This is a genomic window from Streptomyces sp. NPDC002580 (assembly GCF_042889485.1).
GTDB lineage: Bacteria > Actinomycetota > Actinomycetes > Streptomycetales > Streptomycetaceae > Streptomyces.
The window spans coordinates 881711-899245 of record NZ_JBIAQZ010000001.1; the positions used below are offsets into that span (position 1 = coordinate 881711).

The window sequence follows — 17535 nt, forward strand, 5'->3', positions numbered from 1 at the left end:
ATGGTCTCGCTCTCCGACGAGACGAGAGGAAATCCCCTCACATCATCTAATAACACCTGATGTGGGTGGGGTGAACGCATCGTCCCAGCTACCCCGGTTGTCGGCTCCGGCCACCCGGGGCGCAGGATGGTGGGACCATGGGGCGAGGAAACGTGCACTACGGCGAGGCGAGGCGATAGATGAGCGCAGGGTTCGGCCGCTCAGGCGCGCAGGGCAGGATCTCCCGGTGGCTGCGCGGACGCGGCCCGAAGGTTTCCGCGGAGACGTCCGCCGACGGACGTGAGGCCCTGCTGCTGGCCGCCGCCGCCGCGGGGCTGCCGCTCGCGCAGGCCGCCCACCCCGCCGGCTACCGCTGCTCCTGTGACCGAGTCGGCTGTCCGACCCCCGCGCGCCACCCCGTCTCCTTCGCCTGGCAGACGCAGTCGACGACCGACCCCGCGCAGATCGAGCGCTGGGCCCGGCACCAGCCGAAGGCGAACTTCATCACCGCGACCGGCATGGTGCACGACGTCCTGGACGTGCCTCTGGAGGCGGGCCGCGAGGCGCTGGGGCGACTGCTGGCCGCCGGCATCGAGGTCGGACCGGTCGCCGAGACCGGCGACGGCCGCATGCTCTTCTTCACCCTCACGCGCGGTACGCCCGAGGACGAGGACGAGTGGTGGCCCTGTGAGCTGGACTGCCACCCCGAGACCATGGACGAGCACCCCGGCCTGCGCTGGCACTGCCGCGGTTCGTACGTCCTGGTGCCGCCGGCCCAGTTGCCCGGCGGTCTGAGCGTCGACTGGGTGCGCGGGCCCGAGCATCCGCTGCCGGATCCGCTCACCGTCCTGGAGATCCTCACCGACGAATGCGCCCGCTACGCGGGGGAGAACGGCGCGGAGCGGCTCGCCGCCTGGCCCCACCGGAGCTGAGCGCCTGTGCGCCGCCCGGCCCGCCGTGCGGGCGCCGGGCCGGTCAGTCGCCCTTGGCTCCGGTCAGTCCCTCGATCCGTCCGAGGACGGACACCCGCTGGTCGCCCGAACCCTTCGCCGGGTCCAGGACGACCTGGTTGGAGACGAACTCCAGCGTGAGGGACTGCTTGATCTCGCCGGTCGTCAGGGCCCGGACGTCCGCGCTCGGGTCGGGGATCGAGGTGCCCGCGGCGGCGGTCTGCTTCTCGAAGCGGTGCGTGGCGAAGAACACCAGCGCCCCGCCGTCCGCGGTGCGCAGACCCACCGGCGCGTAGTCGCCCGAGACCAGCGGCTCGTCGATGTACTGCCGGGCGAGGCCGGGCTTGCTGGCGAACTTCTCGCGCTGGGCCCGCCACTGCGAGGTGTGGATCCCCGAGGCGAAGGTGTCGCCGCCCGCCTTCAGGTAGGCCGAGTACGTCCGGCCGAGCCGCTCGGGCTCGACGGCGAGGGCCGCGTCGTCGGCCGTGACCGGCTCGGCCCAGCCGTTCTCGTCCCGAGGGAACTTCGGTACGTCACCGGCCCCGAGGACCGTCAGGTACGAGGCCTGCCACACCTCGGCGGCGCTGCCCCGGGTGAACACGAGCAGCCAACGGCTGCCCGGCGTGCCCTTGTTGGCCGTCGTGTTCGCCACGAACCAGCGCGGCCAGCCCGCCTTCGCCGGAATCGCGTACTCGGCGTCGTCGAACTCCAGCGGTGAATGCGAGGGATTCCCGCCCGGGTTGTTCGTGCGTCCGGCCTTCAGCCTGGCGCCGTCGATGTCCGCGAGCGGACCGGTCACCCGGTCCGCGTCCTTCGAACGGTCGTACGTCCGGTCCGCGTTGTTGTAGGCGACGGTGAAGTCCTTGAGCGCGCGGGCGGCTTCCCCGGGGGTCGCCGCGGGCACGATCCTCCGCTCCCCGTGCACGACCACGCAGCCGCTCGCCGCCATGGACAGCGCGGTCAACGCGCCCGTCACCAGGGCGAAACGGCTGAGGCTACGAGGCCTTCGTGGGCTGTGCCCCGTGCGATCCCTGCTCATCAGGTGCCTTCACCTTCCCCTTCCCGGAGGCGAACCCTACCGGGGCGAGGAAGATCGCGAGTGTCGGGACGAGGTAGAGGGCCCACACCGTGACCTGGAGGACGGTGGGGTCGGGCTGGAAGTTGAAGACGCCCTTGAGGAGGGTGCCGTACCAGCTGGTGGGTTCGACGGTGTCGCTGATGTCGAAGGCGTGGCTGGTCAGGCCGGGGATGAAGTCGGCTTCCTGGAGGTCGTGGACGCCGTAGGCGAGGACGCCGGCGGCGACGACGACGAGCATGCCGCCCGTCCAGGTGAAGAACTTGGCGAGGTTGATTTTGAGCGCGCCGCGGTAGAACAGCCAGCCGAGGAGGACGGCGGTGGCCAGGCCGAGCGCGACTCCGATGAGGGGACGGGGGGTGCCGTCGCTGGCGGCGTGGACGGAGGCCCAGACGAACAGGGCGGTCTCCAGGCCTTCGCGGCCCACGGCGAGGAAGGCGGTGGCGACGAGGGCGCCGGTTCCCATGGCGAGGGCGGCGTCGAGTCTGCCGTGCAGTTCGGACTTCAGGTGGCGGGCGGTGCGCCGCATCCAGAAGACCATCCAGGTGACGAGGGCGACGGCGAGGATCGACAGGGAGCCGCCGAGTGCCTCCTGGGCCTGGAACGTCATTTCCTGGGAGCCGAATTCGAGGGCGCAGCCGAAGCCGAGGGCCACGGCGATCGCGACGGCGATGCCGGCCCAGATGGGCTTGAGGGCTTCCCTGCGGCCGGTCTTGACGAGGTAGGCGATCAGGATGCAGACGACCAGGCTGGCCTCCAGGCCCTCGCGCAGACCGATCAGGTAGTTCGAGAACACGGTCAGGCCTCCTTGGAGAACAGCGTCCGGCCCCACCAGTCGTCCTTGTCGCGGACGCCGGGCGGGACGGCGAAGACGGCCGAACCCACGTGCTGGATGTACTCGTTGAGGGCGTCGGAGCGCGAGAGGTTGCGCTGGACGGGGATGAACCCCTTGCGCACGTCACGCTGGTAGGCGAGGAAGAACAGGCCCGCCTCGAGGCGGCCGAGGCCGTCGGTGCCGTCGGTGAAGGAGTAGCCGCGGCGCAGGATCGTCGCCCCGTCGTTGGTGTCGGGGTGTGCGAGGCGGACGTGCGCGTCGGGCTTCATCGCCTTCAGGAACGGCTTGTCGCGTTCCTTGGCCTTGCCGACGGGGGCGCCCTCGCCCTTGTCGCGGCCGAAGATGTCCTCCTGCTCCTGGAGCGGGGTGCGGTCCCAGGTCTCGATGTTCATCCGGATGCGCCGGGCGACGAGGTAGGAACCGCCCGTCATCCAGGCGGAGTTCTCGTCGAGGTCCTTGCCGTCGACCCACACGAATTTCTTGAGGCGTTCGGTCTCGGTGCCCGCGATGTTGCGGGTGCCGTCCTTGAAGCCCATCAGGTTGCGCGGGGTCTGTGCGTCCGGGGTGGTCGAGGAGGTTTTGCCGAAGCCGAGCTGGGACCAGCGGATGGCGACCTTGCCGAAGCCGATCCGGGCGAGGTTGCGGATGGCGTGGACCGCGACCTGGGGGTCGTCGGCGCAGGCCTGGATGCACAGGTCACCGTTGCTGCGGGCCTTGTCCAGGTTGTCGCCGGAGAACGTGGGCAGGTCGACGAGTGCGTCGGGGCGCCGGTCGGCCAGGCCGAACCTGTCGAACAGCGACGGGCCGAAGCCGATGGTCAGCGTCAGCCGGGAGGGCTTGAGGCCCAGGGCCTCACCGGTGTCGTCCGGCGGCGCCTCGGCCAGGCCCCCGTAGGCGCCCTCACCGACGGCGTGCCCGGCGGTCATCCGGGCGGCGGCCAGCGTCCACTCCTTGAGGAGCTGGACGAACGCGGCCCGGTCGTCGGTCTTCACGTCGAACGCGGCGAAGTGCAGCCGGTCCTGCACCGCGCTGGCGATGCCCGCCTGGTGCGTGCCGTGGAAGGCGATCGCGGCGCCGGCCTCGGCGGCAGCCGGCTGGACGTCGTTGCCGGTACGGGTCATCGCGACGGCGCCGCCGGCCGCGGCGGCGCCGAGCGCGAGCCCGGCACCGCCCCAGCCGATCAGCGAACGCCGCGACGGAGCGGAACCCTCGGCGGTGGCCCGGACCGCATCAGCGCCGGCCGTGCCGTCCGTGCCGTCCGTCGGGTTCGTGAGGTCCGGGGTGTCCGTCATGGTGGGTCTCCTACTTCACAACGGCGGCGGCGAGCTTGGACAGGGGCTCGGCGAGGGCGTTGACCGCGTCGGAGAGCTCCTTGCGGTCGGCCCCGCCGACCTTGTCGTAGGAGGTGAAGACGTAGGAGGTCTTGTCCGTGCGGTACTTGTCGAGGAGCGTGTTCAGCGCGGTGAACTGCTTGTCCAGCTCGGTGGTCAGCGCGGCGTCGTTCTCCGAGGCGACGGGCTTGAGCAGTTCGTAGGCCTGCTGCGCGCCCTCGACGTTGCCCTTGAAGTCGGTCAGGTCGGTGTGGGAGTAGCGGTCCTCCTCGCCCTTGACCTTGCCGGTGGCGACCTCGTCGAGCAGCTCCTTGGCGCCGTTGGCCATGGAGGTCGGGGTGATCTCCGCCTTGCCGACGCGCTTCTGCCAGTCCTTCAGGTCGGTGACCAGCTGGTCGGCGAGCTGCTTCTCGCGGTCGCCGATCTTCTTGTCCTGCCAGAGGGACTTCTCCAGGCGGTGCCAGCCGGTCCAGTCCTTGACCGGGTCCTGGCCCTCCTCGAGGCCGTCCTCGCGGACGTCGACCTTGGGGTCGATGTCACCGAAGGACTCGGCGACGGGCTCGGTGCGCTCCCAGCCCAGGCGCGAGTCGGCGAACGCCTTCTTCGCGGCCTCGAGGTCACCGGACTTGACGGCGTCGGCGAACGCCTGCACCTTCGGGATCGTGGCGTCGGCCTGCTCCTGGGCGTACTCGCGGTAGGAGGCGACGGCCTTGTCCAGGCGCGGGTCGCGCTTGGCGACCTTGCCGCCGGTGACGGTGAGCTTCTGACGGACGCCGTGGCCCTTCATGCCGGGGCGGCAGGCGATCTCGTACGAGCCGGCCTTCACCTCGGCGGTCAGCGTGTACTTGGTGCCCGGGCCGATGTTCTCCTTCTCGGAGACGATCCGGTCGTCGGGGAAGACGATCTCGACCTCGGTGGCCTGGGACCCCTTGTTCTCGATCTTCAGGGTGACCTGGCCGGCCGGCACCGTCTTCGTCGAGGTCTTGCACGTGGAGTCGGCGGCGGTCACCTGGATCGCGTCGCTGTTCTTCGCGTCGCTCTTCTCGGTGCAACCCGTGACGGCGGCCAGAGCGGCCGCGGTGGCGGCTGCGGTGACAACGGAGAGTCGGACGGCTCGCATTCATGCTCCAAGAGAAGTCGGACAAACCGCACGGCAGGGCCCGCGTCGGCATGGTGAGGCTGGCCTAACTTATCTGAGGCTTGCCTCAGTGATACCCCTCCGTCCGGTGATTCAGCTCTCACAGGCGGCGTACAGGAACGGCTTGATCACGGTGACTCAAATCGCGCCCCATGAAATGGTCAAGTATTGGTCAAGTGTGGCGTTCCGGGGTGATCGAGGCGGCGCCGGTCCTCGGGTGTCGTGCCGCCCCTCCCTGGCCCCGCCCTCGTGAAAAGGGGAGCGGTCCGGGGCGGGAGCGCGCGCGGGGGACCGTCGAGGGGCGGTCCCGCCGTCCGGCGGTCCCGCCGCCTGGGAAGCGTTGGCCGCGCGGGTGATGTTGAATGCCGGAGTGACTGACTACGACGTGCTGCGGGTCTTCTGCGGACCGGGCGGCGGGTACGGCAACGAACTCGGTGTCGTCCGCGAGGGTTCGGTGATGCCGGACCGTGCGGAGCGGCAGGAGTTCGCCGCCAAGCTCGGCTTCAGCGAGACCGTGTTCGTCGACGACCCCGAGCGCGGGATCATCGACATCTACACCCCTACGCTGCGGCTGCCGTTCGCCGGGCACCCGTGCGTCGGGGTGGGCTGGCTGCTCGACGTGCCCGAACTGGTCACGCCCGCCGGTGCGGTGGGGGTCCGGCTCGACGGCGAGTTCAGCTGGATCGAGGCCCGGGCCGAGTGGGCGCCGCCGCGGACGCTCAAGCGGTACCCGTCCGCCGCGGAGGTCGACGCGCTGGCGATACCGGAGCCGGGGGAGTGGATATACGCCTGGGCCTGGGAGGACGAGGCCGGCGGACGGGTGCGGGCCCGTGCGTTCCCCGGCCGCGACGACGGCATCGAGGAGGACGAGGCCACCGGAGCCGCGGCGCTCCTGCTGACCCAGCAACTGGGCCGGGCGCTCAACATCACCCAGGGAAGCGGCTCCCAGATCCTCACGGCTCCCCAGCCGAACGACTGGGTCGAGGTCGGCGGCCGGGTCCACCTGGAACGCTGAGGGCGCGGACGGGGGCAGGGGTGAGCACCGGGCACGGCGGTGCGGGGCGGTGCGGGGGAAGACATGCCGGGCCCAGGACGCCCCGGGGCCCGGCAGCGGTTGATCACGCGCTCAGCGGGAACTCCTCGCCGAGGGCCCGGAAGAGCCCGGTGTTCAGGGCGAACGCCCGCTTGCACTCCGTCACGATCCGCTGCTTCTCCAGGTCGTCGGCCGGGACCCCGTCCAGCAGTTCGCGGTACTCGCGCTTGAACGCCGCCGGGTTGGAGATGTCCTCGAAGACGTAGAAGCGGACGCCGTCCCCCTTGCGGCTGAAGCCCCAGGTCCGCTCCGCCTTGTCGCGGATGATCTGGCCGCCCGAGAGATCGCCCAGGTACCGGGTGTAGTGGTGGGCGACATAGCCGGCCGGCCACGCGCGGGCGCACCACGTGACCCGGTCCGTGTACGCCCGGGTCGCGGGCAGCGCGGTGAGCGTGGCGCGCCAGTCGGGACCGCGCAGATGGGCGAGATCGCGCTCCAGGGCGGCGCGGCGCGGCAGTTCGGGCCGCAGGAAGGGCCCGGCCACCGGATCGGCGGCCAGCCGCCCGGTGTTCGCCTCCAGCGCCTCGTACACGAACCACAGCTGCTCGGTGTAGCGCGCGTACGCCTCGACGCCGAGCCGGCCGCCGAGCAGATCGCTCATGAACGTCGAGGTCTCCGCCTCGGTGTGCTGCTCGTGCGACGCGGTGCGGATGAGCGTCGAGAAGGGCGTGCCCGCCGTGTTCGTCGTGTCCGACGTGCCGGCCGTGTCCGACGCGTTCATGAGGCCTCCGGAGCCGCTGGGGAAGGGCGAGGGACGGTGCGGGGCCCATCGCATCTTCCATGGTTAGGCTTGCCTAAGCCGACAGTCTTCCCGACGTCCTGTCGGTAAAACCGTATCCGGCTTCCCGGCCCCCGCCACATGGGAGAGCCCGCCCTGTGGACAGGGCGGGCTCGGTGGGCGCGGGAACTCCGGACGGCTACGGCAGGGTGAGGATCTCCGCGCCGCTCTCGGTGACGACGAGCGTGTGCTCGAACTGCGCGGTGCGCTTCCGGTCCTTCGTCACGACGGTCCACCCGTCGTCCCACATGTCGTAGTCGTGGGTGCCGAGCGTGAGCATGGGCTCGATGGTGAAGGTCATCCCGGGCTGGATCACGGTGGTGGCGTGCGGGCTGTCGTAGTGCGGGACGATCAGTCCGGAGTGGAACGACGAGTTGATCCCGTGCCCGGTGAAGTCCCGGACGACGCCGTAGCCGAACCGCTTCGCGTAGGACTCGATGACGCGCCCGATGATGTTGATCTGGCGGCCCGGCCTGACCGCCTTGATCGCGCGGTCGAGGGACTCACGGGTGCGCTCGACGAGCAGCCGCGACTCCTCGTCGACGGCGCCGACCAGATAGGTCGCGTTGTTGTCGCCGTGCACACCGCCGATGTACGCCGTCACGTCGAGGTTGATGATGTCGCCGTCACGCAGGACCGTGGAGTCGGGGATGCCGTGACAGATGACCTCGTTGACCGAGGTGCACAGCGACTTGGGGAAACCGCGGTAGCCGAGGGTCGACGGATAGGCGCCGTGGTCGCACATGTACGCGTGTGCCACCCGGTCCAGTTCGTCCGTCGTCACACCCGGCGCGATGAGCTTCGCGGCCTCGGCCATCGCCTGCGCGGCGATCCGCCCGGCGGTCCGCATCGCCTCGATCGTCTCGGGTGTCTGCACCTCCGGTCCGGTGTACGGCGTCGGAGCGGGCTTCCCCACGTACTCGGGACGCCTGATGTTTCCCGGCACGGGACGGGTGGGAGAGAGCTCCCCTGGTACGAGCAGCGACTGGCCAGACATGCCAGCGAGTCTAACCAGCGGGCATGGGGGAACATGTCGTAGGCGAGAGGAGCTGGTAATGGCCCTGTTCAAGAAGCGGACGGCCGGCAAGCCCGGCGAGTGGTACTACTGCCTGGAGCACAAGAAGGTCGAGGAAGGACCGGAGTGTCCGGCCAAGGACCGTTTCGGCCCCTACACGACCCGGGCGGAGGCCGAGCACGCGATGGAGACCGCGCGGGAACGGAACCTCGAATGGGAGACGGACCCGAAGTGGCACGACGCGTCGGGCAAGGCACCGGACTCCCAGGAGGGCTGAGGCGCCGGCCGCTGGGCTTCCGGGTTCCCTCGCTGTGAGGACAGCCGGGGCGCCGGGGCCATGGAGGCACAGGGGGCCGGGGTGAAGGTGCGCCCCGGCGGGTGACGGACCGGGCGGCCGGGGCGGTCAGGAAGCGGTGACCGGGGGGACGGGCGGGAGGTCGCCCGCCCGCGCGGAGCGCATCCGCAGCGCGTGCTCGTTGGTGCGGTCGTCGTACGCCATCAGCTTCGGCAGGCCGAGGGCGAGCAGCCCCACCGCCCCGACGCAGAGCGCGCCACCGGCCCACACCGAGGTCCGCACGCTCGTCAGCGCGGCCATGCCGCCGGAGCGCACCTGACCCAGCTGGGGTCCGACGGAGTACGACAGCAGCTCGATCCCGGCGAGCCGTCCGCGCAGCTCGTCCGGGATCGTCTGGTTCCAGATCGCGGCCCGGAAGATGCCGCTCACCATGTCGCAGGCGCCCGCCAGGGCGAGGAGGAGCAGCACCAGCCAGACGTCGCGCACCAGACCCGCGCCGGCCACCGCCAGCCCCCAGCAGGCCGCCGCGAGCGCCACCGTCCGCCCGTGCCGGTGCACCCGCGAGGTCCACCCGCTGGTGAGGCTGACGAGCAGCGCGCCGGCGGGGACGCTCGCGTACATCAGCCCCAGCGACCAGGGGGCGTGCAGCTCGTCCGCGAGGAACGGCAGCACCGCGAGCGGCATCGCGAAGAACATCGCCGCCAGGTCGATCGCGTACGTACCCAGGAGCTCCTTGCGGTTCCACGCGTAGCGCGCCCCCTCGGCGATGGAGCGCAGGGACGGCCTCGCCGCCTCGTGGGAGGCGGGCGATGCGGCGATCCCCGTCATCAGGGCCACCGACACGGCGAAGGTCACCAGGTCGACGGCGTAGGCCCAGCCCAGTCCGGCGTACGCCACGACGACGCCCGCCACCGCCGGGCCGGCGACCCCGCCCACCGTCCAGCGCAGCGAGTTGAGCGCGCCCGCGGCCGTCAGGTGTTCGTGCGCGACGATCCGCGGGGTGAGCGAGTCCATCGCGGGGCGCTGGACCGCGCCGAGCGCGGCGGACAGCGCGGCGACCACGTACAGGGGCCACACCGCGGGGTGCGGCACCACCGCGTCGACGAGCAGGACGGCGCACAGCAGGCCCTGCCCGGCCTCGGTCCAGAGGATCAGCCTCCGCTTGTCCAGGGCGTCGGCGAGCGCCCCGCCGTACAGCCCGAAGACCACCATCGGGACCAGTTCCACGGCGCCGATCGCGCCGACCGCCGCCGCCGACCCGGTGAGCACCTTCATCTGCACCGGCACCGCGACGAACGTCAGAAAGCTCCCGAAGTTGGTGACGAGCCCCGCCACCCACAGGCGCCGGAAGTCGGCGGAGGTCCGCCAGGGCGCGAGATCGGGCAGCAGCTTGCGCAGGGGGGAGGCGGGGGCGTCGTCGTTCACGACGGGTCATGCTCGGCGGGGCGGGCTCGCGGGGCAACCGGTTTACCGGGAGGAACCGTCCGCTACCAGCGGTACGACGGCGGGGCCGTCAGCCGGTCCGCGAAGCGGGACAGGCGGTCTCGGAAGCGGCGCCGCCCGCGGGGCGAGGGCAGCGCGTTCTCGCCGGCCGCCGCGCTGACCAGGTGCTGCACGGTGTCGAGGTCGAGCTCGGGGTCCGGCGGCACGACGAGCGACTCGTGGGCCAGCGCCGGCAGCTCGCCGCCCTCCGGGGACAGGGACAGCACCGTCGCCCCGGCCCGGCGGGCGTCGTGCACCCGCTCCAGCAGCGGGGCCCCGGGCGCGTCCGGCGCCACGACGAGCAGCGTCTCGCCGCGGCGGGCCGCCTCGATGCGCCCCAGCCCCACCGCCAGATGAGCCGGATCGGACTCCCGGGCCCCGTGCCGCACCAGGGTCGGCGACAGCTCCGGAGTCCCCGACCACGCCGCCTCGTCCACCAGGTGCGCCGCGAGGTGCCAGGGCTCGTACTCCTGCGAACCGACCAGCAGCAGCCCGCCGCCGTGCGAGACCACGGACCCCCGCAGCGTCCCCCCGAACCGCCGTGTCGCGTCGAGCCATTCGGTCCCGGCGAGCACTTCACGCAGCAACGCGACCCGTACGGCATCCATGGCCGCATCCTCCCGCAACCAGCCACTCTTGACCCGGAGTTCACCACGAATTCGCCCGAGTCGGGCAGAAGACAGCACCACTGACCCCATGCGCAACCGTGGCAAGGAGCGTGAGCATGACGGATCCGAGCGCCGAACCCGGCACGGGCACGGGCCCCGAGGTGGACACGGGCACGGGACCGGAGGCGGACACGGGCGCGGGACCGGAGACGGCGGCCGGGGCCGGGGTGAGCGTTCCCTTTCGCGCGGGGCGGGAGGGCTACGCCAGCTTCCGCATCCCCGCCGTCGTCGCCACCGGCGCCGGCACCCTGCTGGCCTTCTGCGAGGGCAGGGTCGACTCGGCGCACGACCACGGCGACATCGACATCGTGCTCAAGCGGTCCGCGGACGGCGGCCGTACCTGGGGCCCGCTCCAGGCCGTCGCCAAGAACGGGGCCGGCCTCGCCGGCAACCCCGCGCCCGTCGTCCTCGACACCGGCCGCGTCCTGCTCGTCCACGTCCGCAGCGCGGCCGGCGCCTCCGAGGACGCCCTGCTGCGCGGCAAGGTGAAGGCCGCCGACGGGCGGCGCGTGTGGGTCCAGCACAGCGACGACGACGGACTGACCTGGTCGGCCGCGAAGGAGATCACCGCGCAGGTGAAGAAGCCGGGCTGGCGGTGGTACGCCACCACCCCCGGGCACGCGCTCCAGCTCGGCTCCGGCCGGGTGGTGGTCCCCGGCAACCACACCGTGGCGCCCACCGGCACGGACAACGGCACCGAGGCGAAGTACAACAGCGGTCACTGCCTGCTCAGCGACGACCGCGGCGCCACTTGGTACCTCGGCTACCTCGACGAGAACACCGACGGCCACGTCAACGTCAACGAGACCACCGCCGCCGAACTGCCCGACGGCCGCGTCTACTTCAACAGCCGCAACGACTCCCCGTCGCCCGGCAACCGCGCCGACGCCCACTCCCGCGACGGCGGCAGGACCCTGGTCAAGCCGTTCCGCCCGCAGGCGGGCCTCGTCACCCCCGTCGTCCAGGGCAGCCTGCTCCAGCTCCGCGACCCCGACCTGCTCCTGTACTCCGGGCCCGCGGACCCCGCGTTCCGCGCCCTGATGACCATCCGGGCCTCCACCGACGGCGGCACCACCTGGCGCACCGCCCACACCGTGGACGGGCTGCCCGCCGCGTACTCCGACCTCGTCCGTGTCGACGCCACGACCGTCGGACTCCTCTACGAGACGGGCGACTTCGGGGCCTACGAGACCATCACCTTCCGCCGCGTCCCGGTGGCCGGGCTCGGGTGACACCGGTCACCCGGGGAGCGCGGTCACCTGGGCCGCCCGGCCGCGACGCGCGCACGTAAGGTCGGTTCATGACCTCTACTGACAGTGCACAGAAGGCCCCCGCCAAGGACCCCTGGGACCTGCCGGACGTTTCCGGGCTCGTCGTCGGCGTGCTCGGCGGCACCGGTCCGCAGGGCAAGGGCCTCGCCTACCGGCTCGCCCGGGCCGGACAGAAGGTGATCATCGGCTCGCGCGCCGCCGAGCGCGCGGTGAGCGCGGCCGAGGAGCTCGGCAACGGCGTCGAGGGAGCCGACAACGCCGAGACCGCGCGGCGCAGTGACATCGTGATCGTCGCCGTACCGTGGGAGGGCCACGGCAAGACCCTGGAATCGCTGCGCGAGGAACTGGCCGGGAAGCTCGTCGTCGACTGCGTCAACCCGCTCGGCTTCGACAAGCGGGGCGCCTACGCGCTGAAGCCGGAGGAGGGCAGCGCCGCCGAACAGGCCGCCGCCCTGCTGCCCGGCTCCCGGGTCACCGCGGCCTTCCACCACCTCTCCGCCGTGCTGCTCGCCGACCCGGCGATCGAGGAGATCGACACCGATGTGATGGTCCTCGGCGAGGAGCGGGCCGACGTCGAGATCGTCCAGGCCCTGGCGGGCCGCATCCCCGGGATGCGCGGTGTCTTCTCCGGCCGCCTGCGCAACGCCCATCAGGTCGAGGCCCTGGTCGCCAACCTGATCTCGGTGAACCGGCGCTACAAGGCCCACGCGGGCCTGCGGGTGACGGACGTGTAGGGCGCGTGGCCGGGTGGGGGACACTGGTGGGAAGCAGTGTCCCCCCGACAGGAGCCGACCCCATGCCACGCCTCGCCCTCTACGCCCTCGCCGTCTGTGTCCTCTCCGTGGCCGCGGCCGTCGTCTCGTTCGTCCAGGGCAGCTGGCTCGGCGTCGTGTGGGTGCTGATGGCGGGACTGTCGTCGAACATGGCCTGGTACTACGCGCGGCGCGGCCGCGCCCAAGGCGCGCCCGGCCGACGCCAGAGCCTGTCCTAGCCGCCGGTCAGGCCTTCAGGCAGATGTCGTTGTTCTCCTGCCAGAAGCGGTAGAGCCACTGTCCGCAGTCGGCGTCGCCCTGGCTGATGCCGAGGCCGCTCAGGAGGGTGTCGATGAGGTCGAAGAACTCGCGGTTCACCGACGGGATCCACAGCACCGCGAACACCGCGAGCAGACCGAACGGCGCGAAGGGCTCGACCTGACGGCGCACGCCGTACGACAGCCAGGGCTCGATCACGCCGTAGCCGTCCAGGCCCGGGACCGGCAGGGAGTTCAGGAGCGCGGCGGTGACCTGGAGCAGCGCGAGGAACGCCAGCGCGTAGCGGAAGGCGTCGGGGACGCCGTCCAGGGCGTGCAGCCAGAACGGCGCCGTGCACACGACGGCGAACAGGACGTTCGTCAGCGGGCCGGCCGCCGAGATCAGGCTGTGCTTCCAGCGGCCCTGGATACGGCCCCGCTCGATGAAGACCGCGCCGCCCGGCAGCCCGATGCCGCCCATGATGACGAAGATCACCGGCAGCACGATGCTCAGCAGGGCGTGGGTGTACTTCAGAGGGTTCAGGGTCAGGTAGCCCTTGGCGCCGACCGAGATGTCCCCGCTGTGCAACGCGGTGCGGGCGTGCGCGTACTCGTGCAGGCAGAGTGAGACGACCCAGGCCGCGGTCACGAACAGGAAGACGGCCACACCGGGCTGCTCGGCGAACCCGGTCCAGGCCGCCCAGCCGGTCACCGCCGTGACGGCCACGATCCCGACGAAGACGGGGCTGATCCTCCGGTCGCTGCGGCGTGTCGCGGCGGTGGTCATGGGGCTCCCTGGACTCGCTGGACCGATGCCCGTGTGCGCGGGCCTGCCCGACCGTACCGGGCCCACGCGGAAAACGTCTCGCCAACGGGCATTGGTTCCGCGAGGCTGGGGGCGGCCGACGGCGGGGTCGCGCGACAGGGCGGTGCCCGGTGGCCCGGCACCACCGGCACGGTCCGTACGATCCACCGGGTGCACCAGGACTTCGCCGGGATCCCGCCCGGCTCGCGCGGCCGGGAACCGACGCCCGCGTCGCGGCCGTCGGAGGCCGTGGACGGCGGCCCCGAACGGCCCGGCCCCGGCCGGGGGCCGGTCCCCGCCGAACTCGGCACACCCGATCCCCGCACCTGACGTCAGCAGAGACAATGGACCCCGTGCGCTATCGCATCCTCGGTACCACCCAGGCAGTCCGCCCCGACGGCACGCCCGTCCCGGTCGGCGGGGCGCGGCTGCGCGCCCTGTTGACCGTCCTCGCGCTGCGGCCCGGACGGACCGTCTCCGCGGCCGTCCTGGTCGACGAGGTGTGGGACGGAGATCCTCCCGCGGACGCGCCCGGCGCGCTGCAGGCGCTGGTCGGGCGACTGCGCAGGGCGCTCGGGGCGGACGCGGTGGATTCGGTGGACGGCGGGTACCGGCTGGCGGCGTCGTCCGACGACGTGGACCTGCACCGCTTCGAGCGGCTCGCGGGGGAGGGCGTGCGCGCCCTCGCCGACGGCGACGCGGCCAAGGCGGCCGTCGCGCTGGAGGACGCCCTCGCCCTGTGGCACGGACCGGCCCTCGCCGACCTCCCGGACCGCGCCGCGGAGTCGGCCCGCTGGGAGACCCGCCGTCTCGACGTCCGCCGCGCCCGCCTGACCGCGGCCCTCGTCCTCGGCCAGGCCGAACAGGCGCTGCCCGAGCTCACCGCCCTGTGCGACCTGTATCCGCTCGACGAGCCGATGCACGTCCTGCGGCTGCGGGCCCTGCGCGACGCGGGCCGGTCCGCCGAGGCACTGGCCGCCTACGAATCCGTACGCTCCCTCCTCGCGGACCGCCTGGGCTCGGACCCGGGGCCGGAACTGCGCGCCCTGCACGCGGAGTTGCTGGCCCCTGCCCCGGCCTTCGGACCGGCGTCCGGTGCCGGCTCCGCGCCCGTTCACGTGCCCGACGCCGCGGCCGCGGGGCCCGGGGCGGCCGGCACCGCCCCGGGCCCCGACCGTCCCGCACCCGGCGCCGGTCGTCCGGTCGCGGCGGCCGGGCACCCGGCCCCGGCACTCCCCGCCGAAGGCGAGGCCGCCCGCGCCGTCCCGGGCCCGGCGTCCGCCCACCGGGACCGCGCCGCGTCCGCCTCGCCCGGCAACCTCCGCGCCCGGCTCACGTCCTTCGTGGGACGGGAGACCGACATCGATGCCATCCGGGGCGATCTCGCGGGAGCCCGGCTCGTGACGCTGCTCGGGCCCGGCGGGGCGGGCAAGACGCGGTTGTCGCAGGAGGTCGCCGAGGCCCTGGCCCCCACCCTGCGGGACGGGGTGTGGCTGGCCGAACTGGCCCCGGTGGACGACCCGAAGGCCGTGGCCGAGGCCGTGCTGACCGCGGTCGGCGCCCGGGAGACCGTGCTGCGCGGAGCCGGCGCCGAGGAGATGCGGGCCGTGTCCGAACGCCACGACGACCCGCTCGTCCGGCTCGCCGAACACTGCGCCAAGCGCCGCATGCTGATCGTCCTCGACAACTGCGAGCATGTCGTCGACGCCGCCGCGCACCTCGCCGAGGCCTTGCTGGAGCGCTGCCCGGGCCTGACCGTTCTCGCCACCAGCCGTGAACCCCTCGGCGTACCGGGGGAGTTGCTGCGTCCCGTGGACCCGCTGCCGGAGCCCGTCGCGCTGCGGCTGCTCTCCGAGCGGGGAGCGGCGGCCAGGCCCGGCTTCCGCGCCGAGGACGACCCCGAGGCCGCCGCGGAGATCTGCCGGCGGCTCGACGGCCTCCCGCTCGCCATCGAACTCGCCGCCGCCCGCCTGCGGATGCTCACCCCGCGACAGATCGCCGACCGGCTCGACGACCGCTTCCGGCTGCTGACCTCGGGCAGTCGCACCGTGCTGCCCCGCCAGCAGACCCTGCGCGCGGTCGTCGACTGGTCCTGGGACCTGCTCGACATGACCGAACGGGACGTCCTGCGGCGGCTGTCCGTCTTCGCGGGCGGCTGCGACCTCGCCGCGGCCGAGGCGGTCTGCGGCCCGGCCGCCCTGGACGTCCTCGGCTCGCTCGTCGACAAGTCCCTTGTCGTCGCGGCCCCTTCGGGCGAGGGCGAGATGCGCTACCGGCTCCTGGAGACCGTCGCCGAGTACGCGGGCGAGCGCCTCGAGGAGTCCGGCGGCCGGCCCGCCGCCGAGCGCGCCCACCTCACCCACTACCGCGAACTCGCCCGCACCACCGACCCCTTGCTGCGCGGCCCCGAGCAGCGTTCCGCGATCGACCTCATCGAGCGCGAGTACGAGAACCTGCGCACCGCCCTGCGCCACGCGGTCGCCGAGCGCGACGAGCAGGAGGCGCTGTGCATGGTCCTCTCGATGACCTGGTACTGGCAGATCCGCGACCAGCGCATCGACGCCCGTGCCTGGTGCCGTGAGGTGATGGCCCTCGGCCCCGACCCCTTCCTGCCGCCCGCGCGCCGGGTCGCCCCGCTGTACGAGCGCTGCACGGACGCCCCGCCGCCCATGCGCCCCGAGGTCCTCGAGGAGGCCTGGCGCAGCGTCCACCTCGTCCATCTCGCCTACATGGACATGGACATGGGGGCCTGGCAGACCCCGCAGGCGCAGGAGAAGCTCCGCATCATCAGCGAGACCTACGAGCCGGGCCTGCCGCAGACCTGCCGCACCCCCGGTTACCTCTGGTTCTACGCCGTGCTGCTCACCGGTTCGATGGAGCGGTTCACCGAGGTGATCAACAAGACGGTCAGCACCTGCCGGGAACTCGGCTACACCTGGGAACTGGCGATGGCCCTCCAGATGCGCGCCAACGTCCTCGCCAACCACGCCGACAGCGCGTCCAGCGCCACCGCGGACGCCGACGAGGCACTGGAGCTGTTCGTCCGGATCGGTGACGCCTGGGGCGCCGCCGAGTCGCTCTCCGCGCGCGGCGAGGCCCATGAGAGCAAGGGTGACTACCGGGCCGCCGCGGCGGACTACGCGGAAGCGGGGAAGTACGCCGAGCGGCTGGGCGCGCGGGCCCAGACGGCGGTGCTCGAGGTCCGGCTCGGCGGCATGTACATCGAGCTGGGGGAGCCGGAGCGGGGCGAGCGGATGCTGCGCGACGTCCTGGCGGACGGGCACGGAGCCCACAACGAGGCCATGCCCGCGGCCCGGCTCTTCCTCACGACCTGGCTCGGCCGCAGCGACCGGATCGCCGAGGCCCGGGAGCAGTTGCACCTGCTCCGCAGGGATTTCGGGAACGGCTCCTTCATCGCCTTCGACGGGTTCATCGTCGGCGTCGAGGCCTGGCTGGACGCGATCGAGGGATACGACGAGAGCGCGCTGGACAAGGCGTCCCAGGCGCTGGAGAAGTCCTCCGACCCGTTCCTGAGGATGATCGCGCCGCACATGACCTCGGCCCATCTGACCACCGCCGCCATCGCCCTCGCCCGGCTGGACGGCGGCCGCCGTGTCCGTGACGCGGCCCGGCTCCTGGGGGCGGCCGACGGCCTGCTGCCGCCGGGTCACTTCGCCGGTCCCATGGAGGTCGAGGTGCGCAGGCGGGCCGAGGCGGGCGTGCGGGCCGTGCTCGACGACGCGGCGTTCGAGGCGGCGTACGCGGAGGGCGGCGGCCTCTCCGCGGAGGAGGCCGCCGCCCTCATCTGAGA

Annotated in this window: 17 protein-coding genes; 8 read left to right on the forward strand and 9 right to left on the reverse strand. The window is 72.5% G+C overall.

Going from position 1 to position 17535, the window contains the following annotated elements:
- Positions 1-179 precede the first annotated feature (179 nt).
- Complete coding sequence (locus ACFYW7_RS03785) at positions 180-911, forward strand: bifunctional DNA primase/polymerase (RefSeq protein ID WP_389497437.1); 732 nt, start codon at positions 180-182, stop codon at positions 909-911.
- Positions 912-954: 43 nt separating this feature from the next.
- Here the strand turns inward: ACFYW7_RS03785 and ACFYW7_RS03790 are convergent, their stop codons facing one another.
- Genes ACFYW7_RS03790 through efeO form a run of 4 tightly spaced genes read right to left on the reverse strand, consistent with a single transcriptional unit; the run spans position 955 to position 5290 of the window.
- Positions 955-1968, reverse strand: a complete 1014-nt coding sequence (locus tag ACFYW7_RS03790; RefSeq protein ID WP_389497439.1) for a hypothetical protein — start codon at positions 1966-1968, stop codon at positions 955-957.
- A complete protein-coding gene (gene efeU, locus ACFYW7_RS03795) occupies positions 1925-2800 on the reverse strand; it encodes an iron uptake transporter permease EfeU (RefSeq protein WP_389497441.1) in 876 nt (291 codons plus the stop codon). Before efeU ends, ACFYW7_RS03790 begins: the two co-directional genes overlap by 44 nt.
- A gap of 2 nt (positions 2801-2802) precedes the next feature.
- The gene (gene efeB, locus ACFYW7_RS03800) at positions 2803-4131 is read right to left on the reverse strand and encodes an iron uptake transporter deferrochelatase/peroxidase subunit (protein ID WP_389497443.1); all 1329 of its coding nucleotides are present in this window, start codon (positions 4129-4131) and stop codon (positions 2803-2805) included.
- A gap of 10 nt (positions 4132-4141) precedes the next feature.
- Positions 4142-5290: an iron uptake system protein EfeO gene (gene efeO / locus ACFYW7_RS03805; protein ID WP_389497446.1), complete on the reverse strand. Its 1149-nt coding sequence runs from the start codon at positions 5288-5290 to the stop codon at positions 4142-4144.
- A 388-nt stretch (positions 5291-5678) separates the two neighbouring features.
- Between efeO and ACFYW7_RS03810 the strand changes: the two genes are divergently transcribed.
- Entirely contained in the window at positions 5679-6323 is a 645-nt protein-coding gene (locus ACFYW7_RS03810; RefSeq protein WP_389497449.1) for a PhzF family phenazine biosynthesis protein, read from the forward strand.
- 103 nt (positions 6324-6426) lie between these two features.
- Here ACFYW7_RS03810 and ACFYW7_RS03815 read toward each other — a convergent pair whose 3' ends face one another.
- Positions 6427-7122: a heme oxygenase (biliverdin-producing) gene (locus ACFYW7_RS03815; protein ID WP_389497451.1), complete on the reverse strand. Its 696-nt coding sequence runs from the start codon at positions 7120-7122 to the stop codon at positions 6427-6429.
- 196 nt (positions 7123-7318) lie between these two features.
- Entirely contained in the window at positions 7319-8176 is an 858-nt protein-coding gene (gene map, locus ACFYW7_RS03820) for a type I methionyl aminopeptidase (RefSeq protein ID WP_389497453.1), read from the reverse strand.
- A gap of 58 nt (positions 8177-8234) precedes the next feature.
- Here map and ACFYW7_RS03825 point away from each other — a divergent pair, with 58 nt between their 5' ends.
- Positions 8235-8471: a hypothetical protein gene (locus tag ACFYW7_RS03825; protein WP_389497455.1), complete on the forward strand. Its 237-nt coding sequence runs from the start codon at positions 8235-8237 to the stop codon at positions 8469-8471.
- Positions 8472-8597: 126 nt separating this feature from the next.
- Here the strand turns inward: ACFYW7_RS03825 and ACFYW7_RS03830 are convergent, their stop codons facing one another.
- A complete protein-coding gene (locus ACFYW7_RS03830) occupies positions 8598-9914 on the reverse strand; it encodes an MFS transporter (protein WP_389497457.1) in 1317 nt (438 codons plus the stop codon).
- A 62-nt stretch (positions 9915-9976) separates the two neighbouring features.
- On the reverse strand, positions 9977-10579 hold the full coding sequence (locus tag ACFYW7_RS03835) for a hypothetical protein (protein ID WP_389497459.1): 603 nt from the start codon (positions 10577-10579) through the stop codon (positions 9977-9979).
- A 116-nt stretch (positions 10580-10695) separates the two neighbouring features.
- Here ACFYW7_RS03835 and ACFYW7_RS03840 point away from each other — a divergent pair, with 116 nt between their 5' ends.
- The 3 genes from ACFYW7_RS03840 (at position 10696) to ACFYW7_RS03850 (ending at position 12901) form a co-directional block, all read left to right on the forward strand.
- A complete protein-coding gene (locus tag ACFYW7_RS03840; RefSeq protein ID WP_389497461.1) occupies positions 10696-11871 on the forward strand; it encodes an exo-alpha-sialidase in 1176 nt (391 codons plus the stop codon).
- 68 nt (positions 11872-11939) lie between these two features.
- Positions 11940-12644 carry an NADPH-dependent F420 reductase gene (gene npdG / locus ACFYW7_RS03845; RefSeq protein ID WP_389497463.1) on the forward strand — a complete coding sequence of 235 codons (705 nt, stop codon included), beginning with the start codon at positions 11940-11942 and terminating at the stop codon, positions 12642-12644.
- Positions 12645-12706: 62 nt separating this feature from the next.
- A complete protein-coding gene (locus ACFYW7_RS03850; protein WP_389497465.1) occupies positions 12707-12901 on the forward strand; it encodes a hypothetical protein in 195 nt (64 codons plus the stop codon).
- A 7-nt stretch (positions 12902-12908) separates the two neighbouring features.
- Here ACFYW7_RS03850 and ACFYW7_RS03855 read toward each other — a convergent pair whose 3' ends face one another.
- On the reverse strand, positions 12909-13706 hold the full coding sequence (locus tag ACFYW7_RS03855) for a site-2 protease family protein (RefSeq protein ID WP_389497467.1): 798 nt from the start codon (positions 13704-13706) through the stop codon (positions 12909-12911).
- 189 nt (positions 13707-13895) lie between these two features.
- Here ACFYW7_RS03855 and ACFYW7_RS03860 point away from each other — a divergent pair, with 189 nt between their 5' ends.
- Complete coding sequence (locus ACFYW7_RS03860; protein ID WP_389497469.1) at positions 13896-14054, forward strand: hypothetical protein; 159 nt, start codon at positions 13896-13898, stop codon at positions 14052-14054.
- A 14-nt stretch (positions 14055-14068) separates the two neighbouring features.
- Positions 14069-17533, forward strand: a complete 3465-nt coding sequence (locus tag ACFYW7_RS03865; RefSeq protein WP_389497471.1) for a BTAD domain-containing putative transcriptional regulator — start codon at positions 14069-14071, stop codon at positions 17531-17533.
- Positions 17534-17535 lie beyond the last annotated feature (2 nt).

What these genes read in the sequence shown, in the direction of transcription:
- ACFYW7_RS03785 (WP_389497437.1), top strand. Translation starts at nt 180, where the DNA reads ATGAGCGCAGGGTTCGGCCGCTCAGGCGCGCAGGGCAGGATCTCCCGG.
- ACFYW7_RS03790 (WP_389497439.1), bottom strand. Translation starts at nt 1,968, where the DNA reads ATGAGCAGGGATCGCACGGGGCACAGCCCACGAAGGCCTCGTAGCCTC.
- efeB (WP_389497443.1), bottom strand. Translation starts at nt 4,131, where the DNA reads ATGACGGACACCCCGGACCTCACGAACCCGACGGACGGCACGGACGGC.
- efeO (WP_389497446.1), bottom strand. Translation starts at nt 5,290, where the DNA reads ATGCGAGCCGTCCGACTCTCCGTTGTCACCGCAGCCGCCACCGCGGCC.
- ACFYW7_RS03815 (WP_389497451.1), bottom strand. Translation starts at nt 7,122, where the DNA reads ATGAACGCGTCGGACACGGCCGGCACGTCGGACACGACGAACACGGCG.
- map (WP_389497453.1), bottom strand. Translation starts at nt 8,176, where the DNA reads ATGTCTGGCCAGTCGCTGCTCGTACCAGGGGAGCTCTCTCCCACCCGT.
- ACFYW7_RS03825 (WP_389497455.1), top strand. Translation starts at nt 8,235, where the DNA reads ATGGCCCTGTTCAAGAAGCGGACGGCCGGCAAGCCCGGCGAGTGGTAC.
- ACFYW7_RS03835 (WP_389497459.1), bottom strand. Translation starts at nt 10,579, where the DNA reads ATGGATGCCGTACGGGTCGCGTTGCTGCGTGAAGTGCTCGCCGGGACC.
- ACFYW7_RS03840 (WP_389497461.1), top strand. Translation starts at nt 10,696, where the DNA reads ATGACGGATCCGAGCGCCGAACCCGGCACGGGCACGGGCCCCGAGGTG.
- npdG (WP_389497463.1), top strand. Translation starts at nt 11,940, where the DNA reads ATGACCTCTACTGACAGTGCACAGAAGGCCCCCGCCAAGGACCCCTGG.
- ACFYW7_RS03850 (WP_389497465.1), top strand. Translation starts at nt 12,707, where the DNA reads ATGCCACGCCTCGCCCTCTACGCCCTCGCCGTCTGTGTCCTCTCCGTG.
- ACFYW7_RS03855 (WP_389497467.1), bottom strand. Translation starts at nt 13,706, where the DNA reads ATGACCACCGCCGCGACACGCCGCAGCGACCGGAGGATCAGCCCCGTC.
- ACFYW7_RS03865 (WP_389497471.1), top strand. Translation starts at nt 14,069, where the DNA reads ATGGACCCCGTGCGCTATCGCATCCTCGGTACCACCCAGGCAGTCCGC.